Origin of the sequence: Thioalkalivibrio sp. XN8 (assembly GCF_011058255.1) — a bacterium.
GTDB lineage: Bacteria > Pseudomonadota > Gammaproteobacteria > Steroidobacterales > XN24 > XN24.
Genome location: NZ_JAALFH010000049.1, coordinates 28,351 through 52,729, shown reverse-complemented (window position 1 = coordinate 52,729; position 24,379 = coordinate 28,351). Strand labels below are relative to the sequence as shown.

At 71.3% G+C, this 24,379-nt stretch carries 22 protein-coding genes; 15 read left to right on the top strand and 7 right to left on the bottom strand.

What is annotated here, in order from left to right; translation table 11 throughout:
* A partial coding sequence (locus tag G6N75_RS05500; protein ID WP_165347349.1) for an AMP-binding protein occupies positions 1 to 607 on the bottom strand: 607 nt, incomplete at its 3' end.
* Positions 604 to 1,326 (bottom strand): class I SAM-dependent methyltransferase, encoded by a 723-nt coding sequence (locus G6N75_RS05495; protein ID WP_165347348.1) that lies wholly within the window; start codon positions 1,324 to 1,326, stop codon positions 604 to 606. The genes G6N75_RS05500 and G6N75_RS05495, both read right to left, overlap by 4 nt.
* Positions 1,327 to 1,426: 100 nt before the next feature.
* Here G6N75_RS05495 and G6N75_RS05490 point away from each other — a divergent pair, with 100 nt between their 5' ends.
* The 3 genes from G6N75_RS05490 to G6N75_RS05480 are packed head-to-tail and all read left to right on the top strand — an operon-like array spanning position 1,427 to position 4,205.
* Positions 1,427 to 1,813: a DUF393 domain-containing protein gene (locus G6N75_RS05490; RefSeq protein ID WP_165347347.1), complete on the top strand. Its 387-nt coding sequence runs from the start codon at positions 1,427 to 1,429 to the stop codon at positions 1,811 to 1,813.
* The gene (locus G6N75_RS05485; RefSeq protein WP_165347346.1) at positions 1,810 to 2,739 is read left to right on the top strand and encodes an NAD(P)H-binding protein; all 930 of its coding nucleotides are present in this window, start codon (positions 1,810 to 1,812) and stop codon (positions 2,737 to 2,739) included. The genes G6N75_RS05490 and G6N75_RS05485 overlap by 4 nt, the downstream gene beginning before the upstream one ends.
* The gene (locus tag G6N75_RS05480) at positions 2,739 to 4,205 is read left to right on the top strand and encodes an SDR family oxidoreductase (RefSeq protein WP_165347345.1); all 1,467 of its coding nucleotides are present in this window, start codon (positions 2,739 to 2,741) and stop codon (positions 4,203 to 4,205) included. Before G6N75_RS05485 ends, G6N75_RS05480 begins: the two co-directional genes overlap by 1 nt.
* On the opposite strand, the gene tagH is transcribed toward G6N75_RS05480, so the two are convergent.
* Positions 4,202 to 5,443, bottom strand: coding sequence for a type VI secretion system-associated FHA domain protein TagH (tagH, locus tag G6N75_RS05475; RefSeq protein WP_165347344.1), 1,242 nt, complete (start codon positions 5,441 to 5,443; stop codon positions 4,202 to 4,204). The two genes, G6N75_RS05480 and tagH, sit on opposite strands and share 4 nt — an antisense overlap.
* A gap of 143 nt (positions 5,444 to 5,586) precedes the next feature.
* On the opposite strand from tagH, the gene G6N75_RS05470 reads away from it, so the two are divergent.
* The 4 genes from G6N75_RS05470 to G6N75_RS05455 all read left to right on the top strand — a co-directional run bounded on the left by G6N75_RS05470 (position 5,587) and on the right by G6N75_RS05455 (position 11,681).
* Positions 5,587 to 5,928 carry a DUF1820 family protein gene (locus G6N75_RS05470; RefSeq protein WP_165347343.1) on the top strand — a complete coding sequence of 114 codons (342 nt, stop codon included), beginning with the start codon at positions 5,587 to 5,589 and terminating at the stop codon, positions 5,926 to 5,928.
* A 9-nt stretch (positions 5,929 to 5,937) separates the two neighbouring features.
* Positions 5,938 to 6,696 (top strand): MBL fold metallo-hydrolase, encoded by a 759-nt coding sequence (locus tag G6N75_RS05465; RefSeq protein WP_165347342.1) that lies wholly within the window; start codon positions 5,938 to 5,940, stop codon positions 6,694 to 6,696.
* Between the two features lie 103 nt (positions 6,697 to 6,799).
* Positions 6,800 to 10,681, top strand: coding sequence for a phosphoribosylformylglycinamidine synthase (gene purL / locus G6N75_RS05460; protein ID WP_165347341.1), 3,882 nt, complete (start codon positions 6,800 to 6,802; stop codon positions 10,679 to 10,681).
* Between the two features lie 118 nt (positions 10,682 to 10,799).
* Entirely contained in the window at positions 10,800 to 11,681 is an 882-nt protein-coding gene (locus G6N75_RS05455) for an NAD(P)H-binding protein (protein ID WP_165347340.1), read from the top strand.
* Positions 11,682 to 11,690: 9 nt separating this feature from the next.
* Here G6N75_RS05455 and G6N75_RS05450 read toward each other — a convergent pair whose 3' ends face one another.
* Entirely contained in the window at positions 11,691 to 12,749 is a 1,059-nt protein-coding gene (locus G6N75_RS05450) for a cobalamin-dependent protein (protein WP_165347339.1), read from the bottom strand.
* Between the two features lie 133 nt (positions 12,750 to 12,882).
* Between G6N75_RS05450 and pepQ the strand changes: the two genes are divergently transcribed.
* A complete protein-coding gene (pepQ, locus tag G6N75_RS05445; RefSeq protein WP_165347338.1) occupies positions 12,883 to 14,217 on the top strand; it encodes a Xaa-Pro dipeptidase in 1,335 nt (444 codons plus the stop codon).
* A gap of 18 nt (positions 14,218 to 14,235) precedes the next feature.
* Here the strand turns inward: pepQ and G6N75_RS05440 are convergent, their stop codons facing one another.
* Together G6N75_RS05440 and G6N75_RS05435 are read right to left on the bottom strand one after the other, a co-directional pair.
* Entirely contained in the window at positions 14,236 to 14,862 is a 627-nt protein-coding gene (locus tag G6N75_RS05440) for a hypothetical protein (protein ID WP_165347337.1), read from the bottom strand.
* A gap of 265 nt (positions 14,863 to 15,127) precedes the next feature.
* The gene (locus G6N75_RS05435; RefSeq protein WP_165347336.1) at positions 15,128 to 15,952 is read right to left on the bottom strand and encodes a class I SAM-dependent methyltransferase; all 825 of its coding nucleotides are present in this window, start codon (positions 15,950 to 15,952) and stop codon (positions 15,128 to 15,130) included.
* 116 nt (positions 15,953 to 16,068) lie between these two features.
* Between G6N75_RS05435 and G6N75_RS05430 the strand changes: the two genes are divergently transcribed.
* Positions 16,069 to 16,809 (top strand): FAD-binding oxidoreductase, encoded by a 741-nt coding sequence (locus tag G6N75_RS05430; RefSeq protein ID WP_165347335.1) that lies wholly within the window; start codon positions 16,069 to 16,071, stop codon positions 16,807 to 16,809.
* Positions 16,810 to 16,824: 15 nt separating this feature from the next.
* Here G6N75_RS05430 and ettA read toward each other — a convergent pair whose 3' ends face one another.
* The gene (gene ettA, locus G6N75_RS05425; RefSeq protein WP_165347334.1) at positions 16,825 to 18,489 is read right to left on the bottom strand and encodes an energy-dependent translational throttle protein EttA; all 1,665 of its coding nucleotides are present in this window, start codon (positions 18,487 to 18,489) and stop codon (positions 16,825 to 16,827) included.
* Positions 18,490 to 18,649: 160 nt separating this feature from the next.
* On the opposite strand from ettA, the gene G6N75_RS05420 reads away from it, so the two are divergent.
* Genes G6N75_RS05420 through ribBA form a run of 6 tightly spaced genes read left to right on the top strand, consistent with a single transcriptional unit; the run spans position 18,650 to position 24,368 of the window.
* Positions 18,650 to 19,621, top strand: coding sequence for an acetoin utilization protein AcuC (locus G6N75_RS05420; RefSeq protein WP_346765498.1), 972 nt, complete (start codon positions 18,650 to 18,652; stop codon positions 19,619 to 19,621).
* A 40-nt stretch (positions 19,622 to 19,661) separates the two neighbouring features.
* Positions 19,662 to 20,915, top strand: coding sequence for a serine hydroxymethyltransferase (gene glyA, locus G6N75_RS05415; protein ID WP_165347332.1), 1,254 nt, complete (start codon positions 19,662 to 19,664; stop codon positions 20,913 to 20,915).
* A 35-nt stretch (positions 20,916 to 20,950) separates the two neighbouring features.
* Positions 20,951 to 21,454 (top strand): transcriptional regulator NrdR, encoded by a 504-nt coding sequence (nrdR, locus tag G6N75_RS05410; protein ID WP_165347331.1) that lies wholly within the window; start codon positions 20,951 to 20,953, stop codon positions 21,452 to 21,454.
* Positions 21,451 to 22,563 (top strand): bifunctional diaminohydroxyphosphoribosylaminopyrimidine deaminase/5-amino-6-(5-phosphoribosylamino)uracil reductase RibD, encoded by a 1,113-nt coding sequence (ribD, locus tag G6N75_RS05405; protein ID WP_346765497.1) that lies wholly within the window; start codon positions 21,451 to 21,453, stop codon positions 22,561 to 22,563. Before nrdR ends, ribD begins: the two co-directional genes overlap by 4 nt.
* Before the next feature lie 31 nt (positions 22,564 to 22,594).
* Positions 22,595 to 23,239: a riboflavin synthase gene (locus G6N75_RS05400; protein WP_165347330.1), complete on the top strand. Its 645-nt coding sequence runs from the start codon at positions 22,595 to 22,597 to the stop codon at positions 23,237 to 23,239.
* Positions 23,223 to 24,368 carry a bifunctional 3,4-dihydroxy-2-butanone-4-phosphate synthase/GTP cyclohydrolase II gene (gene ribBA, locus G6N75_RS05395; RefSeq protein WP_276611234.1) on the top strand — a complete coding sequence of 382 codons (1,146 nt, stop codon included), beginning with the start codon at positions 23,223 to 23,225 and terminating at the stop codon, positions 24,366 to 24,368. The genes G6N75_RS05400 and ribBA overlap by 17 nt, the downstream gene beginning before the upstream one ends.
* Positions 24,369 to 24,379: the final 11 nt, after the last annotated feature.

Sequence of the window (24,379 nt, the reverse complement as noted above, 5' to 3'; positions counted from 1 at the left end):
ACGGCGCCAGCATGGCCGGCACCACCGAGACGTGGCTGGCGCCTGCGGCCATCAGGACCCGCGCCGCGGCCGGGTCGAAACGGGGCAGCAAGGCCAGCGCGGCGCCGGCCACGAGCGCCCGCCACAGCGCGGCCAGGGCGCCAATGGTGTGCGGCGGCAGGCAGAGCAGCCAGCGGTCGCCGGGACCGAGGGCCGGCAGCACCTGCGCACTGGCCGCGACATGGGCGTCCAGGGCGGCGGCCGGGAGCATGGCGGTGCGCGCCGCGCCGGTGGTGCCGCTGGTCGGCACCCACAGCGCCGGCCCGGCCTCGGCGCCGGGGGCAAGGTCCTGCAGGGCGGCGGCCAGTCCGGGACGGCCCGGGTCCAGGACTGCAACTGGCTGGCCCAGTGACAATCCGGCCAGCACCTCGATGATGCATTCGACCGGGTCCTGCGCTGCTACGGGCACCGGGCCGGCGGCCTTCGCCGAACTTCGCAGTGCCTCTGCGCGCGCGGCGATGCGCGCCCGCAGCTCGCCGGCGCCCAGTACGCCGCCGGGCCAGCTCAGGACGGGATCCGCCGCGGGTCGCCGCGCCAGTGCGGCGAGCGGGGCGGGGAGAGTGGTCATGCCGGCCGGGAGCCGACGTGCAGCGCCGCGATCCCCATGCTGTAGTTGCGATACCAGACGTCGGTGAACCCGGCTTCGCGCAGGATGCCGCAGAAGGCCTGCTGGTCCGGGAAGCGGCGGATGGATTCCACCAGGTAACGATAGGCGGAGGTATCGCCGGCCACCATGGTGCCGATGGCGGGGATGGCCCAGCGGTTGTAGAACTCGTAGGGCACCCGCAGGGGCCCCTGCACGCGGGAGAACTCGAGGCACAGCAGCCGGCCGCCGGGCTTGAGCACGCGCAGGATCTCGGCCAGTGCGTCCTCGATGCGGGTGACGTTGCGGATGCCGAAGGCGATGGTGACGGCGTCGACGCTGGCGTCCGGCAAGGGCATCTGCTCGGCCGTGCCGGCGACCCAGCGCAGGGCGTGGTGCCGGCTGTCGCGCCCGGCGGCCATCATCTCGTAACTCGGATCCACCACGATCACCTGGCGATCCACGCCGGCGAGGCGGTGCGCGATGTCGCCGGTGCCGCCGGCGAGGTCCACGATGCACTGGCCGGGCCCCGGGTTCACTGCCCAGGCCATGGAGCGTTTCCACAGCCGGTGGATGCCGCAACTCATCAGGTCGTTCATCAGGTCGTAGCGCCGCGCCACGCGCCGGAACACGTCGCGCACGAGCTGCTCGCGCTCGCGCGGATCGACTTCCTGGCTGCCGAAGGTACGGGAAAGGTCTGACACGCTGCGCGCCCCTGGCTGTTGGCCGGGGTACCTTAAGGCAGGGCCCGGCGGGCGGCAAGAACCCGAATCCGGCCACCCCTTCCGGCACGAAAGCACGGCCATGAAAACGATCGTTTACTTCGACAGCGGCTGCCCGGTGTGCGCCGCCGGCGCGGCCCACTGGCGGGGCCGGGACTGGGCGCGGCGCACCGAGTGGGTGGACCTCATGGAACAGCCCGAGGCCCTGGCGCCCGAGGGCGTGAGCTTCGCGGCGGCGATGGAAACCCTGCACGTGCGCGACCGCTCGGGCCGGCTGGTGGCAGGCGGCGACGCCTTCCTGCTGCTGTGGGACCAGCTGCCGGGCTGGCGCTGGGTGTCGCGGCTGGTGCGGGCTGCGGGACTGCGGCGCTTGTTCGACCGGGCCTATCGCTGGCACAGTCGGGGCAGGTTCGAAAAGCGCTGCAGCAGCGGGACGTGCCCGGTGCCGGGCGCAGGGAGCAAGGCATGAAAGTCGCCCTGTTCGGCGGCACGGGCTTCGTCGGCAGCTATCTCGTCGACACGCTGGTAGCCCACGGCCACACGCCACGGCTGCTGGTGCGGCCCGGCAGCGAGTCCAGGGTGGTGCAGACGGAGCGCTGCGAGATCGTGCCCGGCGAGATCGAGGATGCCGGCGCCGTGGCGGAGTGCCTGGCCGGCGCCGACGCCGCGATCTACAACATCGGCCTGATCCGCGAGTTCCCCCGCCAGGGCATCACCTGGGAAAAAATGCATTACGAGGGCGCGGTGCGAGCCATGGACGCGGCGTCGCGCGCCGGCGTGCAGCGGTTCATCCTGATGAGCGCCAACGGCGTCAAGCCCGACGGCACGGGTTACCAGTCCACGAAGTGGCGCGCCGAGCAGTACCTCGCCGCGAGCGGCCTCGACTGGACGGTGTTCCGGCCCTCGGTCGTGTTCGGCGAGCCGCGCGGTCGCGAGGAGTTCTGCAGCATGCTGTACGCGCAGATGCTGGCGCCGCCGATCCCGGCCCCGCTGTTCCACGAGGGGCTGCTGCCCACGGACGCGGGCCGCTTCCGCATGTCGCCGGTCGCGGTGGAGAACGTGGCCGAAGCGTTCGTTCGCGCGCTCGAGACGCCGGCCAGCGTCGGTCGCATCTTCCCTCTCGGCGGGCCGCAGGCGCCGGAATGGCGCGAGATCCTGGACATCATCGCCGCCGCGGCCGGGAAGCGGAAGTTCAAGGTGCCGACGCCGGTGGCCCTGACTCGCGCCGCGGCAGCCCTGTTCGACCGCTTCGCCTGGTTCCCGGTGACGCGGGCCCAGCTCACCATGCTGCTGGAAGGCAACGCCTGTGACGGCAGCGAGGCCTGGCAGCTGTTCGGCATCGGGCCGCAGCGCTTCGAGCCGGGCAATCTCTCCTACGTGAAAGAAGCCGCCTGATGGCCCGCCGCCAGCCCCTCAACCTGGTGTTCGGCGCCAGCGGCTATATCGGGGGGCACCTGGTGCCGCGGCTGCTCGAAGCCGGCCGCAAGGTCCGCGCCGTCTCCCGCGACGTCGCGGCGCTGGATCGCCCGGGCTGGGAGGCGGTCGAGCGCAGGTCCGCCGACGCGCTCGAGCCGGACAGTCTCGAGCCCGTGCTGCAGGGGGTCGATACCGCCTATTACCTGGTGCATTCCATGGCGGCCGGCGAGGATTTCGGCCGGATCGACCTGGAGTGCGCCGGCAATTTCGCGGCGGCGGCCGAGCGCGCCGGCGTGCGCCGTATCGTCTATCTCGGCGGCCTGATCCCGGAGGGCGCGAAATCCGAGCACCTCGTCTCCCGCCAGGAGACGGGCGACCGGCTGCGCCACGGCAGCGTGCCCGTCACGGAGATCCGCGCCGGCATCATCGTCGGTCCCGGCTCGGCGGCCTTCGAGGTGATCCGCGACCTGGTCAACGCCCTGCCCGGGATGGTCACGCCGCGCTGGGTGCGGGCGCGCACGCCGCCGATCGCGCTCGACAACCTGCTGGAATACCTGGTCCGCATCCCGGAGCACGAGGAGAGCGCCGGCCGGATCTACGACGCCGCCGGGCCCGAGATGCTGTCCTACGAGGAGCTGATGCGCAGCTACGGCGAACTGGTCGGGCGGCGGCCCTTCATCGTGCCGGTGCCGGTGCTGTCGCCCACGCTGTCGTCTTACTGGCTGGGGCTGGTCACCGCAGTGCCGACACCGGTGGCGCGGGCGCTCATCGGCGGGCTCGCCCACGAGATCCCGGCCGACCCGGAGCCGCTGCGGCGGCTGGTGCCGCAACGCCTGCTGGACTACCGCGAGGCGGTGAGCGCGGCGCTGGAGGCGGAGCGGCAGAACGCCGTCGCGTCCCGCTGGACCGAGGGCGCGCTGATGTACCGCAACTACCGGCAGGACTACGCCTACTATGCCAAGCGCAGTTCCGGCAGCGCGGTGACGACGGCGACGCCGGCCGAGGTCTGGCGCGTGGTGACGGCCATCGGCGGGAAGAACCGCTATTACGCCCTGGACCTGCTGTGGACGCTGCGGGAACTGGCCGACTGGTTCATCGGCGGCCCGGGCACGAGCCGCGGCCGGCGCAATGCGGCCGAGCTGCGGGTCGGCGACACCGTGGACTCGTGGCATGTCATCGGGCTGGAGCCGGAACGCCGTCTCACGCTCTTGTTCGGCATGAAGGCGCCGGGCGCGGGCATCCTGGAGTTCGAGCTGGAGCCCGAGGGCCGGGGCACCCGCATCACGGCGACCGCCTACTGGCATCCCAAGGGCGCCTGGGGCCTGCTGTACTGGTACCCGCTGGAGCCCTTCCACGGGCTCATCTTCAAGCGGATGACGACGGCCATCGCGCGCCGCGCGGAAAACGGGGGCGCGGCGCCCGGGCTCCTGGCCGGCGAGAACTAGCTCCGCTTCCGGTTGCGCCCTTCGCGCGTAGCGGCCAGCTGGACCTCGCGATCGTAGGCGTCGGCGAACCGCGCCCCGATCACCGACGCGAAGTTCTCGTCGGCGAAGCCGGCGATGGACCGATAGGCGTCCTGGTACAGGTCCCAGTAGCGGGCTTTCGGCGAGCCGCCCAGCAGCCCGGCGGGCTTGGCGCCCTGCTTGAACCGCTCCTCGAGCGTTTCCGGGTCCAGGCGGTCGAGGAGGTCGCGGACCGCGACCTGCATGGCCTTGAGCGTAGCCGACTGGTGGATGCGCAGGTCGCGGACGGCATTGTCGACCGCTTCCAGCGGGCCGAGGTAGGCGCCGGGATCGCTCTCCTCCCGCAGGTTGAACATCTGCTCCAGCGCTTCCCGGCTCGTCGGGGCGAGCTTGAGCGGATTGTTGCCGGCCTCCTGGAATCCGGTCTGGCTGATCCGGAACTGGCTCTTGGTGAAGCCCCGCTGCTGCAACAGGGCCCGCAGGCCTTCGGCCGCGGCGTTCAGCATGCGCCCGGCCGTGGCGATGATTTCCTCTTCGTCCGCGCGCGACACGCTGCTGGCTTCCAGCCCCGCGTGCTCGAGCAACAGCCGGACGGCCTCGGTGAAATCGCGGCGGCCGGTCCCGGCCGGTGCCGGCGCGCCCCCCGCCGTGCCGGCGTCGAGTTCCAGCGCATCGCCGGTCGAGAGGAGCGCGGACTCGGCCTGCTTCAGAGCGGCGACCTTGTCGCGGTCGACCTCGGTCTGGGTGTCGAGCCCGGCGTCCGCGAAGCGGACGGTCGCCACCATCTCGTCCTCCTGGTCGCCGGCGTGCTCGCTCAGCAGCTTCACGGACAGCTTGGCCGGGTCTTCTTCCTTGCGCCGCAACCGCGGGCCGCGCGCTTCCTCTTCGTCCTGGCTGATCTCGATGATGCTGGCGCGGAACTGGTAGTCGCCCATGCGCAGCTCGTCGCCGTCGTAGAGCCGGATCGGGGTGCCCCGGCCTACCGGCTGCTCGGAGTGGTTGACGTAGACGCCGTTGGTGCTGGTGTCGCGCAGGAAATACGCGCCGTCGCGATAATCTATGCTGGCATGATGGCCCGAGATGAACCGGTCAGGATCGGGCAGCACCCAGTCGTTGTCCGGGGCCCGCCCGATGGAGCCGCCATGCACAGTGAATACCCGCACGCTGTCCGAACCCAGGATGTGCTTCTGCTTGCTGGTGATCTTCAGCGTAAGCGGCATATTCCATCCGGCGAAACATTGACTTGCGGACCCATGGGGCAAAAATAGTTGAACTCCGGCCGGGCCACAATGCTGCATTATGTGAACTGCATCACGAAACGCCGGGTATTCGGCCCCGAATCTACTCCCCGACAGTGAGCGCGATGACCAGCAAGCGAATCTTCAAGGTGCTGTTTCTCAACCAGGGCAAGGTCTACGAGATCTATGCCCGGTCCGTGTCCCAGGGCGAGCTGTTCGGCTTTCTCGCGGTCGAGGAGCTCGTCTTCGGCGAGCGCAGCTCGGTCGTGGTCGACCCCGCGGAGGAACGGATCCGGTCCGAATTTGCGGGCGTCCGGCGCAGTTACATCCCGCTTCATTCCGTGCTGCGGGTGGACGAGGTGGAGCAGCAGGGGATCAGCAAGATCAGCGCGGTGGAGGGGAGCAACGTCGCCCAGTTCCCGCTGCCGGTCTATGCCCCGGGCGGCGATTCCTCGGCGGGCAAGTAGGCCGCGCCGGTGCGTTTCGCCTGGCTGGCCAGTGGCAGCCGCGGCAATGCCGCGCTGGTCGAGGCCGACGGCTGCTGCGTCATGATCGACTGCGGGCTCGGGCTGAAAGCGGCCCGGTCGAGGCTGGCCCAGCTCGGGCGGGCGCCGGAGGACATCGAGGCGATTTTCGTCACCCACGAGCATGCCGACCACATCGGCGGCGTCGCCCGCCTGGCGGCCCGCCACGGTATCCGGGTGCTGGCGACGGCCGGCACGGCCCGGGGCTTTCGCCTGACGCCGCCGCCGCGACTGGAGCTGATCAACGCCCACGAGCCGCTGGCGCTCGGTCCCTTCGAGGTGACGCCGGTGCCGGTGCCGCACGATGCCCGCGAGCCCTGCCAGTTCCTGTTCGGCGACGGCGCGGTGAAGCTGGGCATCGTCACCGACCTGGGCCGCGTCACGCCGCACGTGGTCGCCAGCCTGCAGGGCTGCGACGCGCTGGCGCTGGAGTGCAACCACGACGCGGGCATGCTCGCCCGGGGGCCGTACCCGGAGGCCCTGAAGCGGCGGGTCGGCGGCGATCTGGGCCACCTTTCCAATGCCCAGGCGGCGGAGCTGCTCGCGCAGCTCGACATCGCCCGCCTGCGGCACCTGGTGGCGCTGCATCTCTCGGACCACAACAACCGGCCCCTGCTGGCACAGAGGGCGCTGGCGACGGTGCTGGACTGCCCGCCCGAAGAGATCGCGGTGGCGCGCCAGCACCACGGGCTGGACTGGCGCTCCCTCTGAAGCGGCCCGGCAACGGCCCGGCAGCGCGCCGTTCGGGTGGGCAGGCGGCGATGTCTGCAGTAGAATTCTGGCGGCCATCCAGCCCCGCCGTCCCCAGGAAACCATGCTGACACTGCCCGGTGCGCCGGCCTACTCGCAGTTCCGGCTCGACAAGTTCCTGGAGGACCTGCGCGCGGTGTGCCCCGCGGTCACCGAGGTGGCGGCCCGGCACGTCCATTTCGCCGCCGTCGAGCGCGAGCTGGAACCCGGCGAACTGCGGCTCCTCAAGCGCCTGCTGAGTTACGGGCCCAGCCGGGCCGTCACGTTCCCGGAGGGCGAGGTGCTGCTGGTCGTCCCCCGCTTCGGCACGATCTCGCCCTGGTCCAGCAAGGCCACCGACATCGCCCGCAACTGCGGCCTCGACGTGGTGCGGCGCCTGGAGCGCGGCGTCGCCTGGCACGTCGCCGCCCGGCGGCCGCTCGGCGAGGAGGACATCGAGGCCGTGGCGGCCGTGCTCCACGACCGCATGACCGAGTCGGTGGTGCGGCGGATGGATGAGGCGGCGCGCCTGTTCGAGCGCCACGAACCGGCCCCGCTCGGGTCTGTCGACCTGCTGGGCGGTGGTCGCGAGGCGCTGGCCCGGGCCAACGGCGAGCTGGGCCTGGCGCTGTCGGAGGACGAGATCGACTACCTCGCGGCGCACTACCTCGAGACCGCCCGCAACCCCACCGACGCCGAGCTGATGATGTTCGCCCAGGCCAACAGCGAGCACTGCCGGCACAAGATCTTCAACGCCGACTGGACCGTCGACGGCGAGCAGCAGCCGAAGTCGTTGTTCGGGATGATCCGCAACACCCACGAGAAGTCCCCCGGCGGGGTGCTGTCGGCCTATCGCGACAACGCCGCGGTGATGGCGGGCTGGCCTGGCGAGCGCTTCTTCCCGGCGCCGGCCGACGGCCGTTACGACTACGTGGCCGAGCCGGTCCACATCCTGATGAAGGTGGAGACCCACAATCATCCGACCGCGATCTCGCCGTTCCCCGGCGCGGCGACCGGTTCCGGCGGCGAGATTCGCGACGAGGGGGCGACCGGGCTGGGGGCGAAGCCCAAGGCCGGGCTGGCCGGCTTCTCCGTCTCGCACCTGCGGATCCCCGGCCACGAGCAGCCCTGGGAACAGGGCGGGCCCGGGTTCCCCGGCCGTATCGCCACGCCGCTGGAGATCATGCGCGACGGGCCCATCGGCGCCGCGGCCTTCAACAACGAGTTCGGCCGGCCCAACCTGGCAGGCTACTTCCGCACCTGCGAGCTCACCGTGGACGGCGTGGTGCGCGGCTATCACAAGCCCATCATGATCGCCGGCGGGCTCGGCAACGTCCGGCCCGGGCACGTCGACAAGGGCGAAGTCACCCCGGGCGCGCGCCTGATCGTGCTCGGCGGCCCGGCGATGCTGATCGGCCTCGGCGGCGGCGCCGCGTCTTCCATGTCGAGCGGGGAGAGCAGCGAGGACCTCGATTTCGCGTCGGTCCAGCGCGGCAACCCGGAGATCCAGCGTCGCGCCCAGGAAGTGATCGACCGCTGCTGGGCGCTGGGCGCCGACAACCCGATCATGCTGATCCACGACGTCGGTGCGGGCGGGCTGTCCAACGCCCTGCCGGAGGTGATCGACCACAGCAAGCTCGGCGGCCGCATCGAGCTGCGCGAGGTGCCGAACGACGAGCCGGGCATGTCGCCCATGGCGATCTGGTGCAACGAGGCCCAGGAGCGCTACGTGCTCGCGGTCGCGCCCGAACGCCTGGAGGCTTTCGCCGCCATCTGCGCGCGGGAGCGCTGCCCCTGGGCCGATGTGGGCGAGACCACGGCGGCGCGGCAGCTTTTGGTCAGCGACCGCCTGTTCGGCAACACGCCGGTCGACATGCCGGTGGAAGTGCTGCTGGGCAAGCCGCCCCGCATGACCCGCGAGGCGGTGCGCGTGGCCCGCCGCGGCGACGCGCTGCCGGCGGACATCGAGCTGGCCGAGGCGGCCCGGCGGGTGCTGCGGTTCCCGGCCGTGGCGGACAAGACCTTCCTCGTCACCATCGGCGACCGCAGCGTCGGCGGGCTGACGGCGCGCGACCAGATGGTCGGGCCCTGGCAGGTGCCGGTGGCCGACGTGGCCGTGACCACTACCGGCTACCGCGGCACGACGGGCGAGGCCATGGCGATGGGCGAGCGGACGCCGCTGGCGCTGCTGGACGGACCCGCGTCGGGGCGCATGGCCGTCGGCGAGGCCATTACCAACATCGCCGCGGCGGCCGTCCCCTCGCTGGGCCATGTGCGCCTGTCGGCCAACTGGATGGCGGCCTGCGGCGAGCCGGGCGAGGATGCCGCGCTGTTCGACACCGTGCGCGCGGTCGGCGAGGCACTGTGCCCGGCGCTGGGGATCGCCATTCCCGTCGGCAAGGACTCGCTGTCGATGCGAACCCGCTGGGAGACGCCGGCCGGCGAGCGGGCCGTCGTGGCGCCGCTGTCGCTGATCGTGTCGGCCTTCGCGCCGGTGGAGGACGCGCGCCGCACGCTCACCCCGCAGCTGCGGCTCGATCGCGGCGAGACCGAGCTGTTGCTGGTCGACCTGGGGGCCGGCCGCAACCGGCTCGGCGGCGCCGTGCTGGCGCAGGTGTACGGCTGTATCGGGCAGGAGCCGCCCGATCTCGACGACCCCTCGCGCCTCGCCGCCTTCTTCGCGGTGATCCAGGACCTCAATGCGCGCGGTGAAATCCTCGCCTACCACGACCGTTCCGACGGCGGCCTGTTCGCCACCCTGGCCGAGATGGCTTTCGCCGGCCACTGCGGGCTCGATATCGACCTGGCGCCGCTGGCCGGCGAACCGCTGGCAGTGCTGTTCAACGAGGAACTCGGCGCCGTGCTGCAGGTGCCGGCGTTCGCGAGCCCCGAGGTGCTGGATGTTTTCGCCGTGGCCGGGCTGCGCGCGTGCGTCCACCGCCTGGGCCGGCCGACGACGGACGGACGCCTCCGCTTCCGGCGCGGCGGGGAGGCGCTGCTGGAGGCATCGCGGCGCGAGCTGCGCGACGCCTGGTCCCAGGTGACCTGGCGCATGCAGGCCTTGCGGGACCACCCGGAATGCGCGCGCGAGGAGCACCTGGCCCGCCTCGACGACGAGGACCCGGGCCTGCGGTCCGCGCTCACCTTCGACCCGGCAGAGGACATTGCCGCGCCGTTTTTTGCCGCCGGCGCGCGGCCGCGGGTGGCAATCCTGCGCGAGCAGGGCGTGAACAGCCAGGTGGAGATGGCCGCGGCCTTCCACCGCGCCGGCTTCGAGGCCGTCGATGTCCACATGAGCGACCTGATCAGCGGGCGGCGCGGCCTGGCGGAGTTCCGCGGCCTGGTGGCCTGCGGCGGCTTCTCCTACGGCGACGTGCTGGGCGCCGGCGAGGGCTGGGCCAAGAGCATCCTGTTCAACGCGCGCGCCCGCCAGCAGTTCGAGGCCTTTTTCGCCCGCAGCGACACCTTCGCGCTCGGCATCTGCAACGGTTGCCAGATGATGGCGGCGCTGAAGGAGATCATCCCCGGCGCCGCCCTGTGGCCGCGCTTCGTGCGCAACCGCTCGGAGCAGTTCGAGGCGCGGTTCGGGCTGGTGCGGGTCGAGCCCGCCGCCGGCGTGTTCACACCGGGGATGGCCGGGAGCGTCACGCCGATCGTGGTCTCCCACGGCGAAGGCCGGGCCGAGTTCCGCAACGAGCAGCACCAGGAGGCCTGCGAGGAGGCCGGGCTGGTCTGGCTGCGTTACGTGGACAACTACGATCGCGTGGCGACGACCTACCCGGCCAACCCGAACGGCTCCCCGGCGGGCATCGCCGGCCTCGTCTCCGCCGATGGCCGCGTCACCATCGCCATGCCGCATCCGGAGCGCGTGTTCCGCGCCGTGCAGCATTCCTGGCGACCCGAGGAGTGGGGCGAGGACAGCCCCTGGATGCGCCTGTTCCGCAACGCCCGCGCCTGGGTCGGCTGACCCTGCCGCTGCCTGCTGCGCCGCGCGGGACTTGACGCGGCGCCTCCGGAGTCGTGAGATTCAGCGCTGCAGGCGCCGCATGGCGCCGGCACGGGCTGGTCACGAAGGAGCAGGTACCATGATCCTGGTCGCGGGGGCGACGGGCGAGCTGGGGCGGGCGATCTGCCATCGGCTCACGCAGAGAGGCGGAACGGTCTACGGGATGGTGCGGCCGACGTCCGCACCCGAGGCGGTCGCCGAGCTCGAGGCCATCGGGGTCAGGCCGGTCGAGGCGGATCTCGCCGAGCCGGAGTCCCTGCGCGAAGCCTGCAGCGGCTGCGATACCGTGGTATCCGGCATGACGGCCATGGGGCGCCCGGCCGAGAGCATCGACGCCGTCGACCGGGACGGGCACCTGGCGCTGGTGGCCGCGGCGGCGGAGGAGGGCGTGGAGCGCTTCGTCTATGTCTCCTACTCGGGCGCCATCGGCAAGGACGACCCCCTGACGCTGGCCAAGCGCGCCGTGGAACGGACCCTGAAGCACAGCGGCATGAGCTGGACCGTGTTGCGGCCGTCCTATTTCATGGAGTCCTGGCTGGCACCGGCGCTGGGGTTCGACCTCGCGGCCGGCCGCGTGCGGATCTACGGCGACGGGCGCGCCCCGATCAGCTGGGTGGCGCGCGACGACGTGGCGGATTTCGCCGCCGCGGCTGTCGACAGCGAGGAAGCCCGCAACGCGACGCTCGAGATCGGCGGGCCTGAGGCCCTGGCGCCGCTCGAGGTCGTGGCCTTGTGTGCGGCGCTGACGGGTCGCGAGCTGGCAATCGAGCACGTGGCTGCGGCGGACCTCGAGGACCGGGTGAAGCGGGGAGCAAGCCCCCAGGAGCGCAGCCTCGCGGCCCTGATGCTGGCCTATGCGCGCGGCAATGCCGTGCCGATGGAGGACGTCGCCGAGCGCTTCGGCCTCGAGCTCACCCCGCTGCGTGCCTGGCTCGAGCGGAGACTGCGTGCCGGGGCCTGAGGTCCGGTCCTAGGCGCCGACGAGGCGCGCGCCGAACTCGACCGCCCCGGGGGCGTCGGCGGCGAAACCGTCGGCGCCAAGCTTGCGCCAGATGTCGGGGGTTTCGCTGAAGGCCAGCCCGCCCACCATGACGCGCACGCGCCGGTCCTCGATGCGGCGCAGGGCGGTCACGGCGTCGGCGACCTTGGGGAGCTGGACGCTGAGCGCCGCCGAGATCACGACCAGGTCGGCGTCGAAGTACTGCACGGCGGAGGCCATCTCGCCGGCCGGGACGCTGGCGCCGAGATGCACCGCGCGCCAGCCCGCCATGTCGAAGAAATCCGCCAGCACGCGCACTGCGATATCGTGCGCATTGCCGGCCACGGCGGCGCAGACCACCGTCTTGCCGTTCGGCGCGGCCCGCTCGGCCCGGTGGGCGAGCAGGGTCATGAGCCGCTCCGTGGTGTAAGTGACCACGTGTTCCTCGACGATGCCGAGTTCGCCGGCATGCCACAGGCGCCCGATCTCGCGCTGGGCGGGAACCAGGACGTCGAGGTAGGCCTCCGGTACGGGCATCCCGGCCGTGACGGCATCGAGCACCCGCTCCATCCCCTTGCGGCTGTCGCCTTCCAGCACCGCGGCGAGATAAGCGAGCGCCAGCTGCCCCGGGCGGGTGCCGGGGTCGATATGGGCATCGGCGACTGCGACGGGCGCCTCCAGCCGGGCGGCGGCGGCGCGCAGCAGCTCGGCCGGTGCGGCGGCGGCCCCCGGGGGCAGCTCTTCGTCGAGCACTGCCTGCAGCGCCTCCAGGCTGTGGCGCAGGTCCTCCTCGGGCACGGCGCGCGCGCCGAAGGCCCGGCGCGCCCAGGCGACCCGGGCCTGGAACAGCTCGGGTTCCCCGAGACGCAGCGCGGTGGCCAGTTCCACGATGCGCTGGGCGAGCGCCGCCTTCCACGCGCCGGTGGCCTCGGCGCCGAACCGCGCCGCGACTTCCGGATGCGCCGCCAGCAACCGGTCGGCAGCCAGCGCCGCGTAGCCGGAGGCGCTGACCTCCAGCAGGTTGGCGGTGAACTTGTCTGCTTCGCTCATGCGTTGTTCCGCTAATGACAGCTTGTGCTGCGTGTTCGCGCGATCCTCCGGCCGCGGATTCGGGGGATTATAATGCAGGCCTCAGGGCGCCTGCCGGACGGGCGCCGCCGGACCGCAACCACGGAGCCGCCCGATGCCAGCCAGTGCCAAGGCCACCGCAGCAGACCCGCTCGACGCGCTGTACCCCGCCCACCACGAGGCGCTGTGTGCCCGCTACGGCCGCTTGCTGGAGAATACGCCGTTTGCGGCCGTCGCGGTTTATGCCGGCAGCCCCCGGTACCGCTTCCGCGATGACCAGAGCTGGCCCTTTCGCGCCGGCGCGTTCTACCAGCAGTGGGTGCCGGCGGACGACCATGCCGGCGCGGTGCTGCTGTTCCGCCCGGGACGCCGGCCGCTGCTGGTGCTGCAGATGCCACGCGACTACTGGCACTCGGTACCCGAGCCGCCCACCGGCGGCTGGGCGGCAGCCTTCGAGATCGCGGTGGTCGACGATGCCGCCGGCGTGCGCGCGGCGCTTCCCGGGGACCTGTCGTCGTGCGCGCTGGTCGGCGACAGCGACGCTGCCGTGGCCGACTGGGGCTGGGCTGCCGTCAACCCGCCGCAGCTGCTGCACGGGCTGGAGTTCGCGCGGCTGTACAAGACGCGCTACGAGGTCGAGTGCATGCGGGCGGCCAACACCATCGCCCGGCGGGGCCATGAGGCGGCGCGTGCGGCCTTCCTCGACGGGGCCAGCGAGTTCGGCATCCACCTGGCCTACCTGGAGGCAACCGGGCACGCGGAGGCGGAGCTGCCGTACGCCAACATCGTCGCCCTGAACGAGCACGGCGCGACCCTGCACTACGGCCGCCTGGACCGGGACCCGCCCGCCGAGCCGCGCAGTTTCCTGATCGACGCGGGCGCGCGCTGCCGCGGTTATGCTGCAGACATCACGCGAACCTGGCCGGCCGGGCCGCGCGGCGAGTTCGCCGCCCTGGTGGAGGCGCTCGACCACGCCCAGCAGGACCTGGTCGAAAGCTTGCGCTGCGGCCGCTCCTACGTGGACGTGCACGAGAACGCCCAGCTGGCGGTGGCGGTGATCCTCGAGGACTTCGGTATCGTGAACATGGCGCCGGACGACATGGTCGCCACGGGGGTCAGCAACGTCTTCCTGCCCCACGGCGTCGGCCACCATCTCGGCCTGCAGGTGCACGACCCCGGCGGCAAGCTGGCGAGCCCCGACGGCACCCTCCTGCCGCAGCCGGAGGCCTGGCCCTTCCTGCGCAACCTGCGGCCGGTGGAGGAGGACAACGTCTTCACCATCGAGCCGGGCATCTATTTCATCGACTCGCTGCTGGATCACCTGCGCGGCTCGCCGCTGGGCGCCAATGTCGATTGGGAGCTGGTGGACGTGCTGCGTCCCTACGGCGGGGTCCGCATCGAGGACGACGTCTGGATGGGGCCCGAGGGGCCGGACAATCTCAGCCGCTGAGGCGCGCGGGGCGTCCGGCTAGCCGTCCGAGCCGTTGCGGCGCAGGCAGTCGGTCGAGCCGGGCGGGTCCGCCTGCTCGGCCACGTAGCGGCGCATCATCATCGCCTGCTGCAGCCGGCCCTTGCGGACATAACTCTCGTAGAGGATGTCCCGCATGAACTCGAGCAGCACGCCGGCCTCGACGGGGGTGACCGCGGGCATGCCTTCCTTCACTGCGTCGGTGTCGAACAGCACGCGCCGCACGGTGTTGAACGTCGTGCCCTCGACTTCCGCCAGGATGCGGATTTCGTTGCATTGCTCGAAGATCCGGATCTTGCCGGTCTCGCCGAGATCCCGGAACACGAACTGGGCGGTGCGCCGGCACATCGAGGCGAAAGCGTTGAGCGCGTTCATGCTGTAGCACTCCAGCGCCTCGCGAAACAGCGCCTCGAGCTCTTCCGGCAGGTAGGTGAAGTCGAAGTGTTCCTTCGGCCGCTCCACCTCGGCGAAGTTGCTCGACAGCTCGACGTGGTCCTCGGTGTAGGCCTTGACCGGGAAACGCAGGAAGACCGGGGCATTGCAGTTGTCGCAGCGGAAGACCAGCCCGGTCTCCGGCGGCTTGTGGCGCGACAGCTCCTCGAAGGCGGGCACGGCCGTCGGGCTCATGTGGGAGAACACGCCGCAAGCAGGGCAGGTCAGCGCGAAATGCTGACCATGATCGTGGTGTAACCCACCTTCCCTGTTGACGTAGATGGGCATTCGCCCGCCCCCCGGAGCGCCGCGTCAAAAAGCCGTTGACGGCCTCGAGTGTAGCCGAATGTTCTCGGGCTACGCCAACCTGCTCGTTATGTAAAATCAATACCTTGGGCGCGGAACCTCAGGCAGGCTCCGCGCCCGGGCCGATTCCCTTCACGCCCTGGGAGCGGTGCTCTCAGGGCTTGATGAAGCGCAAGGTCATCCGGTCGCTCTCGCCGATGGCGAGATACTTGTCCCGGTTCTCTTCGCCGTGCCGCAGGCGCGGCGGCAGGGCCCACACCCCGCCGGGGTGGTCGGCCGTGTCCTTCGGGTTGGCGTTCACCTCGGAGGCGGCCTCGAGCTTGAAGCCGGCGGCCTCGACCTGTTCGATCAGCCAGGCCTGCGGCACGTAGCCGGACTCCCCCGCGGCCGCGGGGTCGGCGCCGGCGGGTGCCCGGTGCTGCACGATGCCGAGCCGGCCGCCGCTCTTCAGCACCGCGTAGGCGTCGGCGAGGAAGGCATCGAGCGTGCCGCCGCGGATCATGCCGTGGATGTTGCGGAAGGTGAGGACCAGGTCGGCGCTGCCGGTCGCGCCGAGCGCGTTGTCGGTGCCGGCCTGGTAGCCGATCACCTCGACCTGGTCGTAGACGGCGGGGTTCGCCGCCAGCTTGGCCAGGAACTCGCCCCGGACGCGCTGCATGTACTCGGACGTCGCATCCGCGGGGAAATGGGCGGCGACCAGCTTGCCGTGGCCGCGTACCGCGGGCGCCAGGATCTCGGTGTACCAGCCCCCGCCCGGGGACACCTCGACGATCACCAGGTTCTGGTCGAAGCCGAGGAACTCCAGCGTCGCCGCCGGGTTGCGCGCCGCGTCGCGGGCCGCGTACTCGGGCGTGCGGTGCTCGCCGGCCACGGCCTTGGCGAGCGCGTCGTGATCGTGCGCGGCGGCGGGAGCGCCGGCCAGCGCCGCCGCGAGCGTGAAGGCGAGGGTCGCGACAGTCGAAACAATGCCTGCTTTCATCGTTAGGTCTCCAGGATGACGGGGGCGAGTCGAGGAGCGAACTATAGCAAGGCCGGCGCCCGCTCCGGGCTTTCGGGCTTGTGTTCGGCCGGCGTAATCGGGAAGATTCGCGCCCCATGGCTATCGATACATTCCCCGTCGAGCTCGCGTGGCGGCGCCATGTGACGCCGCACGTGCTGCACCTCGCGTTCCGGCGCGCCGACGGCACCGCGCTGCCGTTCGTGCCCGGGCAGTTCCTGAACCTTCATTTTGCGACCGAGGCCGGCGGCACCCACCGCAGCTACAGCATCGCCAACCCGCCTGGCCCGGACGGACTGCTGGAGATCGCCATGTCGCCCGTCCCGGGCGGGCTGGCGAGCCTGGCCCTGGCGGCGCTGCAGCCGGGGGACGTGATCGAGGCCAGCGGCCCTTACGGTCGTTTCGTGCTGCGCGACGAGGCGCCCTGCCGCTACGTGCTGGTCGGCACCGGCACCGGCATCACGCCCTACCGGGCCATGCTGCCGCAGCTGCAGGAACGGCTGGCGGCCGGCTTCCGCGTCCAGATCCTGCTCGGCGTCTGGCGCCGGGAGGAACTGCTGTTCGGCGACGACTTCCGCGCCTTTGCCGACGCCCACGAGGCGGTCGAGTTCGGCGCCTGCTACAGCCGTGAGTTCCCGGCCGGCCCCGAGCCCTGGGAGCAGTCCGGCTACGTGCAGACGCGCTTCAGCCAGCTCGGGCTGGATCCCGAGCGGGATCTCGTCTACCTGTGCGGCAACCCGGCCATGATCGACGAGTCGGTCGAGATCCTGAAGGCCATGGGCTTCACCCTCAAGCAGCTGCGGCGCGAGAAGTACCTGTCGGCGCGGCCGGCGGGCTGAGGCCCGTCGCCGGGCCTAGATGATCTTGCGGTACCTGAGCCGGTGCGGCTGCGCGGCTTCCTCGCCCTTGCGCCGCTTCAGGTCGGCCTCGTAGTCGGCATAGTTGCCCTCGAAGAACACCACCTCGCTGTTGCCCTCGAAGGCGAGGATGTGGGTGGCGATGCGGTCGAGGAACCAGCGGTCATGCGAGATCACCACGGCGCAGCCGGGGAACTCCAGCAGCGCCTCTTCCAGCGCCCGCAGGGTTTCGACGTCGAGGTCGTTGGTCGGCTCGTCGAGCAGCAGCAGGTTGCCGCCGGCGCGCAGCACCTTGGCCAGGTGCACGCGGTTGCGCTCCCCGCCCGACAGGTTGCCGACATGCTTCTGCTGGTCGGGACCCTTGAAGTTGAAGCGGCCGACGTAGGCGCGTGACGGCGTCTCGTAGTTGCCGATGCGGATCACGTCCTGGCCGTCGGAGATTTCCTCCCAGACCGTCTTCTTCGGGTCGAGCGCGTCGCGGCTCTGGTCCACATAGGCCAGCTGCACGGTCTCGCCGCGCCGGACCTCGCCGCCGTCCGGCTGCTCGGTGCCGACCAGCATCCGGAACAGGGTGGTCTTGCCGGCGCCGTTCGGGCCGATCACCCCGACGATCGCGCCCTTGGGGATCTCGAAGGAGAGCCCGTCGAACAGCAGGCGGTCGCCGAAGCCCTTTTTCAGGTTTTTCGCCTCGATCACCAGGTCGCCCAGGCGCGGCCCCGGCGGGATGTAGATCTCGTTGGTCTCGTTGCGCTGCTGGTAGTCGCGCGACGACAGCTCCTCGAAGCGGGCCAGGCGGGCCTTGCTCTTGGCCTGGCGGCCTTTCGGGTTGGTGCGGACCCACTCGAGTTCCTGTTTCATGGCCTTGATGCGCGCGGCCTCGGCCTTCTGCTCCTGCTCGAGGCGCAGCTCCTTCTGCTCGAGCCACGAAGAGTAGTTGCCCTGCCACGGGATGCCGAAGCCCCGGTCGAGCTCGAGGATCCAGCCGGCCACGTTGTCCAGGAAATAGCGGTCGTGGGTCACCGCGATGACGGTGCCGGAGTAGTCGTGCAGGAAGTGCTCCAGCCAGGCCACCGACTCGGCGTCGAGATGGTTGGTGGGCTCGTCGAGCAGCAGCATGTCCGGCCGCGACAGCAGCAGCCGGCACAGCGCCACGCGGCGGCGCTCGCCGCCCGAGAGCCTGGTCACGTCGGCGTCCCACGGCGGCAGGCGCAGCGCGTCGGCGGCGATTTCCATGGTGCGCCCGGCCTCGTGGCCGCCCGAGGCCTGCAGCAGGTTCTCCAGCTCCGCCTGCTCCCTGGCGAGTGCGTCGAAGTCGGCGTCCGGCTCGGCATAGGCGGCGTAGATCTCGTCCAGGCGCGCCTGCGCCCCTTTCACGTCGCCGAGCGCATCCTCCACGTTGCCGCGCACGTCCTTGGCCGGGTCCAGCTGCGGCTCCTGCTCGAGAAAGCCGATCCGGATCCCTGGCTGCGGCCGCGCCTCGCCCTCGATCTCGGGGTCCAGCCCGGCCATGATCCTGAGCAGGGTGGACTTGCCCGCGCCGTTGAGCCCGAGCACGCCGATCTTGGCGCCGGGAAAAAAGGACAGGGAAATGTCGCGCAGGATGTACCGCTTGGGCGGCACCACCTTCGCGACGCGGTTCATCGTGTAGATGTACTGCGCCATGGTTCTCGTGGGGCGTGTTGCTGCGAATGGGGGCGGCATTATGCGCCAGCAGGGCCCCGCCGTGAAATCCACCGGCGGGTTCCCGGGCGGCCCGGAGCCATGTCACTTTGCCGGGCGGTGGTTTATGCTCGAAAAAAACCGTCCCCAACGGAGCACCTGGGTGTTTCTCAAGCGCAGGAAAAAAGCCGACGTCCGGGTCCTCGCCGGAGAGTCCATCGCCGAGTACGGTTTCGGCAACGGGCATCCTTTCGGCCAGGACCGGCACGACGTGTTCCTGCGCGGGCTGCGGGAGCACGATCTCGAGTCGCGGGTCTGGATCGAGGACCCGGAACGGCCGGCCAGCCGCGCCGAGCTCGAGCTGTTCCATACCCCGCGGCACGTCAGCTTCATCGAGCGCATGTCGCAGGAAGGCATCGGCTTTCTGGACGAGGGTGACACCCCGGCCTTTCCCGGCGTCTATCACACCGCCGCCAACGTGGTCGGCGCCACGCTGCAGGCCGGGGAGCTGCTGGCCACGGGCGAGGCCAGGCGCGTGTTCGTGCCGATCGCGGGCCTGCATCATGCGGCGCGGGACAAGACCTCCGGGTTCTGCGTGTTCAACGACATCGGCGTGCTGATCGAGAACCTGCGGCAGCAGCACGGCATCCGGCGCATCGCCTATGTCGATATCGACGCCCATCACGGCGACGGCGTGTTCTATGGCTTCGCCTCGGATCCCGACCTGATCTTCGCCGATATCCACGAGGACGGCCGCTTCCTGTTCCCGGGTACCGGCGATCGCAGCGAGACCGGGATCGGGCCGGGTGAGGGCGCCAAGCTGAACATTCCGCTCCATCCGGGTGCGGACGACGAGGAATTCGTCGAGGCGTGGCGCGAAATCGAGGCCTTTCTCGAGGATGCGAAGCCGGAGTTCTACATTCTCGTCGCCGGCGCCGACAGCATCGCCGGCGACCCGCTGACCCACCTGCAGTTCAGCGAGGAGGCGCACGGCGGCGCGACGCGCGCAATCTGCCGGCTGGCCGACCGGCATGCCCAGGGCCGGGTGCTCGCCCTCGGGGGCGGCGGCTACAACCGGCGCAACGTGGCCAGCGCATGGAGCCGGGTGGTGAAGGAGTTTGCCGACAGCGTGTGAGGTAAAATGTCGGCCTGGCCCCGCCCCCTGGAGATGCTCCATGTTCAGCCCCGACATGAAAATCGCTGGTTTCGATGACGAACTCCAGGCCGCGCTCGATGCCGAGCTGCGCCGCCAGGAAGAGCATGTCGAGCTGATCGCCTCCGAGAACTACGCCAGCCCGCGGGTGCTCGAGGCCCAGGGCTCGGTGCTCACCAACAAGTACGCCGAGGGCTATCCGGGCCGCCGCTACTACGGCGGCTGCGAGTACGTCGACCAGGCCGAGGAACTGGCCATCGAGCGCGCCAAGGCGCTGTTCGGGGCCGACTACGCCAACGTCCAGCCGCATTCGGGCTCGCAGGCGAACGTGGCCGCCTTCATGGCCATGCTGGAGCCGGGCGACACCATCCTCGGCATGAGCCTCGCCCACGGTGGTCACCTGACCCACGGCGCCAAGGTCAACTTCTCCGGCCGGGTCTATCATGCCATCCAGTACGGCCTGGACGCCGACGGCAACGAGATCGACTACGCCCAGGTCGAGGCGCTGGCGCTGGAACACCAGCCGAAGCTCATCATCGCCGGCTTCTCCGCCTATTCGCGGGTCGTCGACTGGGCGCGCTTCCGGGCGATCGCCGACCGGGTCGGCGCCTGGCTCATGGCGGACATGGCCCATATCGCCGGGCTGGTCGCCGCGGGCGTCTACCCGAGCCCGGTGCCCCACGCGGACGTCGTCACCTCGACCACCCACAAGACCCTGCGGGGGCCGCGCGGCGGCATCATCCTGGCGAAGCAGAACGAGGCCCTGGAGAAGAAACTGAACTCGCTGGTCTTCCCCGGCACCCAGGGCGGGCCGCTGATGCACGTCATCGCGGCCAAGGCCGTGGCCTTCAAGGAGGCGCTGCAGCCAGAGTTCAAGACCTACCAGCAGCAGGTCGTGACCAACGCCCGCGCCATGGCCGCCACGCTGATCGAGCGCGGCTACCGCATCGTCTCGGGCGGCACCGACAACCACCTGTTCCTGGTCGATTTGATCGACAAGGACATCACCGGCAAGGACGCGGACGCGGCGCTCGGGCGCGCCAACATCACGGTGAACAAGAACACCGTGCCCAACGACCCGCGCTCGCCCTTCGTCACCAGCGGCCTGCGGATGGGCACCCCGGCCATCACCACCCGCGGTTTCGGCGAGGCGGAGTGCCGCACCCTGGCCGGCTGGATTGCCGACGTGCTCGACGACATCGAGCGCGAGGGCACCATCCGCCGCGTGCGCGACCAGGTGGTCGAGCTGTGCGGCCGCTTCCCGGTCTACGGCTGAGCCGGCTGCCGGGCTGAGCCCCGCCTGGAGCGAGCATGTACTGTCCTTTCTGCCGGCACGAGGAGACCAAGGTCATCGACTCCCGGCTGGCGGGCAACGGCCTGCAGGTGCGCCGGCGGCGGCAGTGCCTCGCCTGCGAGGAGCGCTTCACTACCTTCGAGAGCGCCGAGCTGGTCCTGCCCCGGCTGGTGAAACGCGACGACCGGCGCGAGCCCTTCGACGAGACCAAGCTGCGCGCCGGCGTGATGCGCGCGCTGGAGAAGCGGCCGGTGGCCGCCGAGGACGTGGAGGAGGCCGTCTCGCGCATCCTGCAGCGGCTGATGACCACCGGCGAGCGCGAGCTGCCCTCGAGCTTCGTCGGCCAGCTGGTGATGGACGAACTGCGCGGCCTGGACGAGGTCGCCTACGTCCGCTTCGCCTCCGTCTACCGCAGCTTCCAGGACGTGGAGGAATTCCGCCAGGAGATCGAGCGGCTGCGCGACGCGACCCCGGTCGGCAAGGAACAGATGTCCCTCCTGCTGCCGCGCGAGCGCAAGTGAGCGGGTCGCCCGGCGGGTCCGAGCCCGACCGCCGCTGGATGGCCCGCGCCCTGGAGCTGGCCCGGCACGGCCTGTACAGCGCCGCGCCCAACCCGCGCGTGGGCTGCGTGATCGCCCGCGGCGACACGCTGCTCGGCGAGGGTTTCCACGCCCGCACGGGCGGCCCGCATGCCGAGATCGAGGCGCTGGCCGCCGCGGGCGAGGCGGCGCAGGGCGCCACCGCCTACCTCAATCTCGAGCCCTGCAGCCACCACGGCCGCACGCCGCCCTGCGCCGAGGCCCTGGTCGCCGCCGGCGTGGCCCGCGTGGTGGCGGCCATGGCGGACCCCAACCCGCAGGTGGCCGGGCGCGGCTTCGCCGTGCTGCGCGCCGCCGGTATCGAGACGGCCAGCGGGGTGCTGGCGGCCGAAGCGGCCGCGCTGAACGCGGGCTTTGTCAGCCGGATGACCCGGGGCCGGCCGCGCGTGACGCTGAAGATGGCGGCCAGCCTGGACGGGCGCACCGCCATGGCGTCGGGGGAGAGCCAGTGGATCACCGGCCCCGAGGCGCGCGCCGACGTGCAGCGGCTGCGCGGGGAGAGCTGCGCCATCGTGACTGGCAGCGGCACGGTGCGGATGGACGACCCGCGGCTGGACCTGCGGCTGGACGAAGCCCTGACGCGCGGCCGGCAGCCGCTGCGGGTGATCGTCGACAGCCGGCTCCAGACGCCGCCGGGGGCGCGAATCCTGGCTTCGCCGGGCCGGGCCCTGGTCTGCGTGCCCGACGCCACGGCGGCCGGCGCCGCCGCGCTGCGGGCCGCGGGGGCCGAGGTGGCGCAGCTGCCGCGGGCGGCCAAGGGCCTGGACCTCGAGGCGCTGCTGGCGCTGCTGGGCGCGCGCGAGTGCAACGAGGTGCTGGTGGAGACCGGCGCCCGCCTGGCCGGCGCGTTCCTTGCTGCCGGGCTGGTCGACCGGCTGGTGGTCTACCTGGCGCCGTCCCTGCTCGGCAGCGAGGCCCGGGGGATGTTCCACCTGCCGGGACTGACCGGGCTGGCGGACCGGTTACAATGGCGTTTTACCGACGTCAGCCCGGTCGGCGACGATCTCAGGATCACCGCGGTGCCGGGCTGACGCCGCTCGGCAGCAGGAGAGTCCCGCCCGCATGTTCACCGGCATCATCGAGGCCGTCGGCAGCATCAGCGCCCTGGAGCCGCGCGGGGGCGACGTGCGCCTGCGCGTGCACGCCGGCGGCCTGGACCTGTCGGCCGCCGCGATCGGGGACAGCATCGCGGTCAACGGCTGCTGCCTCACGGCGGTCGAACTCGGGGCGGACGGTTTTGCCGCCGACGTCTCCCGCGAGAGCCTGGGCCTGACGACGCTGGGGGACCTGGAGCGCGGCAGCAGGGTGAACCTCGAGCGCGCCCTGACGCTGGCGAAGCCGCTGGGCGGCCACCTCGTCACCGGCCACGTCGACGGCGTCGGCCGCGTGGCAGGCCGGGCCGATGACGGGCGCTCGGTGCGCTTTCGCATCCGGGCCCCGCAGGCGCTGTCGCGCTACCTGGCGCGCAAGGGCTCGATTTGCGTCGACGGCGTCAGCCTGACGGTGAACGAGGTCGACGGGGCGGAGTTCGGGGTGAACATCGTGCCGCACACCCTCGAGGCGACCGTGTTCGGCAGCTACCGGACCGGCGCCCGGGTCAACCTGGAAGTGGATATCGTGGCGCGCTACCTGGAGCGGCTGGTCGGCGAGGCCGGCGGCCTGAGCCGGGAGCGCCTGGAGGAATACGGGTTTGGCAAAGGTCAGTGAACTGAAGGACGAGGGCCTGCGCCTCGATCCCATCGACGACGTCCTGGCGGACCTGCGCGCGGGGCGCATGGTCGTGGTGATGGACGACGAGGACCGGGAGAACGAGGGCGACCTGGTGATGGCCGCGGGCAAGGTCCGCGCCGAGGACATCAATTTCATGGCGCGCTACGGGCGCGGCCTGATCTGCCTGACGCTGACGCCGGAGCGCTGCCAGCAGCTGCGCCTGCCGCTGATGGTCACCGGCACCGACCGCGCCCGCAGCACCAACTTCACGGTGTCGATCGAGGCGGCGGAAGGCGTCACCACCGGCATTTCCGCGCACGACCGGGCTCACACCATCCAGGCGGCGGTGGCGCCCGACGCGCGGCCGGAGGACCTGCGCCAGCCGGGCCACATCTTCCCCCTGATGGGCCAGCCCGGCGGCGTGCTCACGCGCGCCGGCCACACCGAGGCGGGCTGCGACCTCATGCGCCTCGCCGGCCTCGAACCGGCGGCGGTGATCGTGGAGATCCTCAACGAGGACGGGACCATGGCGCGGCGGCCGGACCTGGTCCACTTCGCGCGCAGCCACGGGCTGAAGATGTGCACCATCGCCCAGCTGATCCGTTACCGCCTCGAGAAGGAAGAATCGGTCGAGCAGATCTCGGAGGACCGGGTCGAGACCGAGTACGGCGCCTTCCGCATGGTCTGCTTCGAGGATCACGTCCACCAGGACGTGCACCTGGCGCTGGTGCGGGGCGACATCGGGCCCGGCGCCGTGCCGCTGGTGCGCGTGCAGCTCACCGATACCCTGCGCGACCTGGTCGGCGTCACCTCGGCCCAGCTGGGCTGGCCGCTGCGCGACGCCATGCGCCGGATCGCCCAGGAGGAGCAGGGCATCGTGGTGCTGCTGCGCCGCCACGAGCTGCCGCGCGAGCTGGTGGATTCGGTGGCGCTGCTGTCCGGCCGGCCGGTGGCGCCGGCCGACCACCGCGACGGCCAGGAGTCCCGCGTGCTGCGGACCTACGGCATCGGCGCGCAGATCCTGCGGGCGCTGGGCGTGCGCAAGATGCGGGTGCTGTCGGCGCCGAAGCAGATGCTCGGCCTCTCGGGCTTCGGCCTGGAAGTCGTCGATTACGTGAACCATTGAGCCGCGCGTGG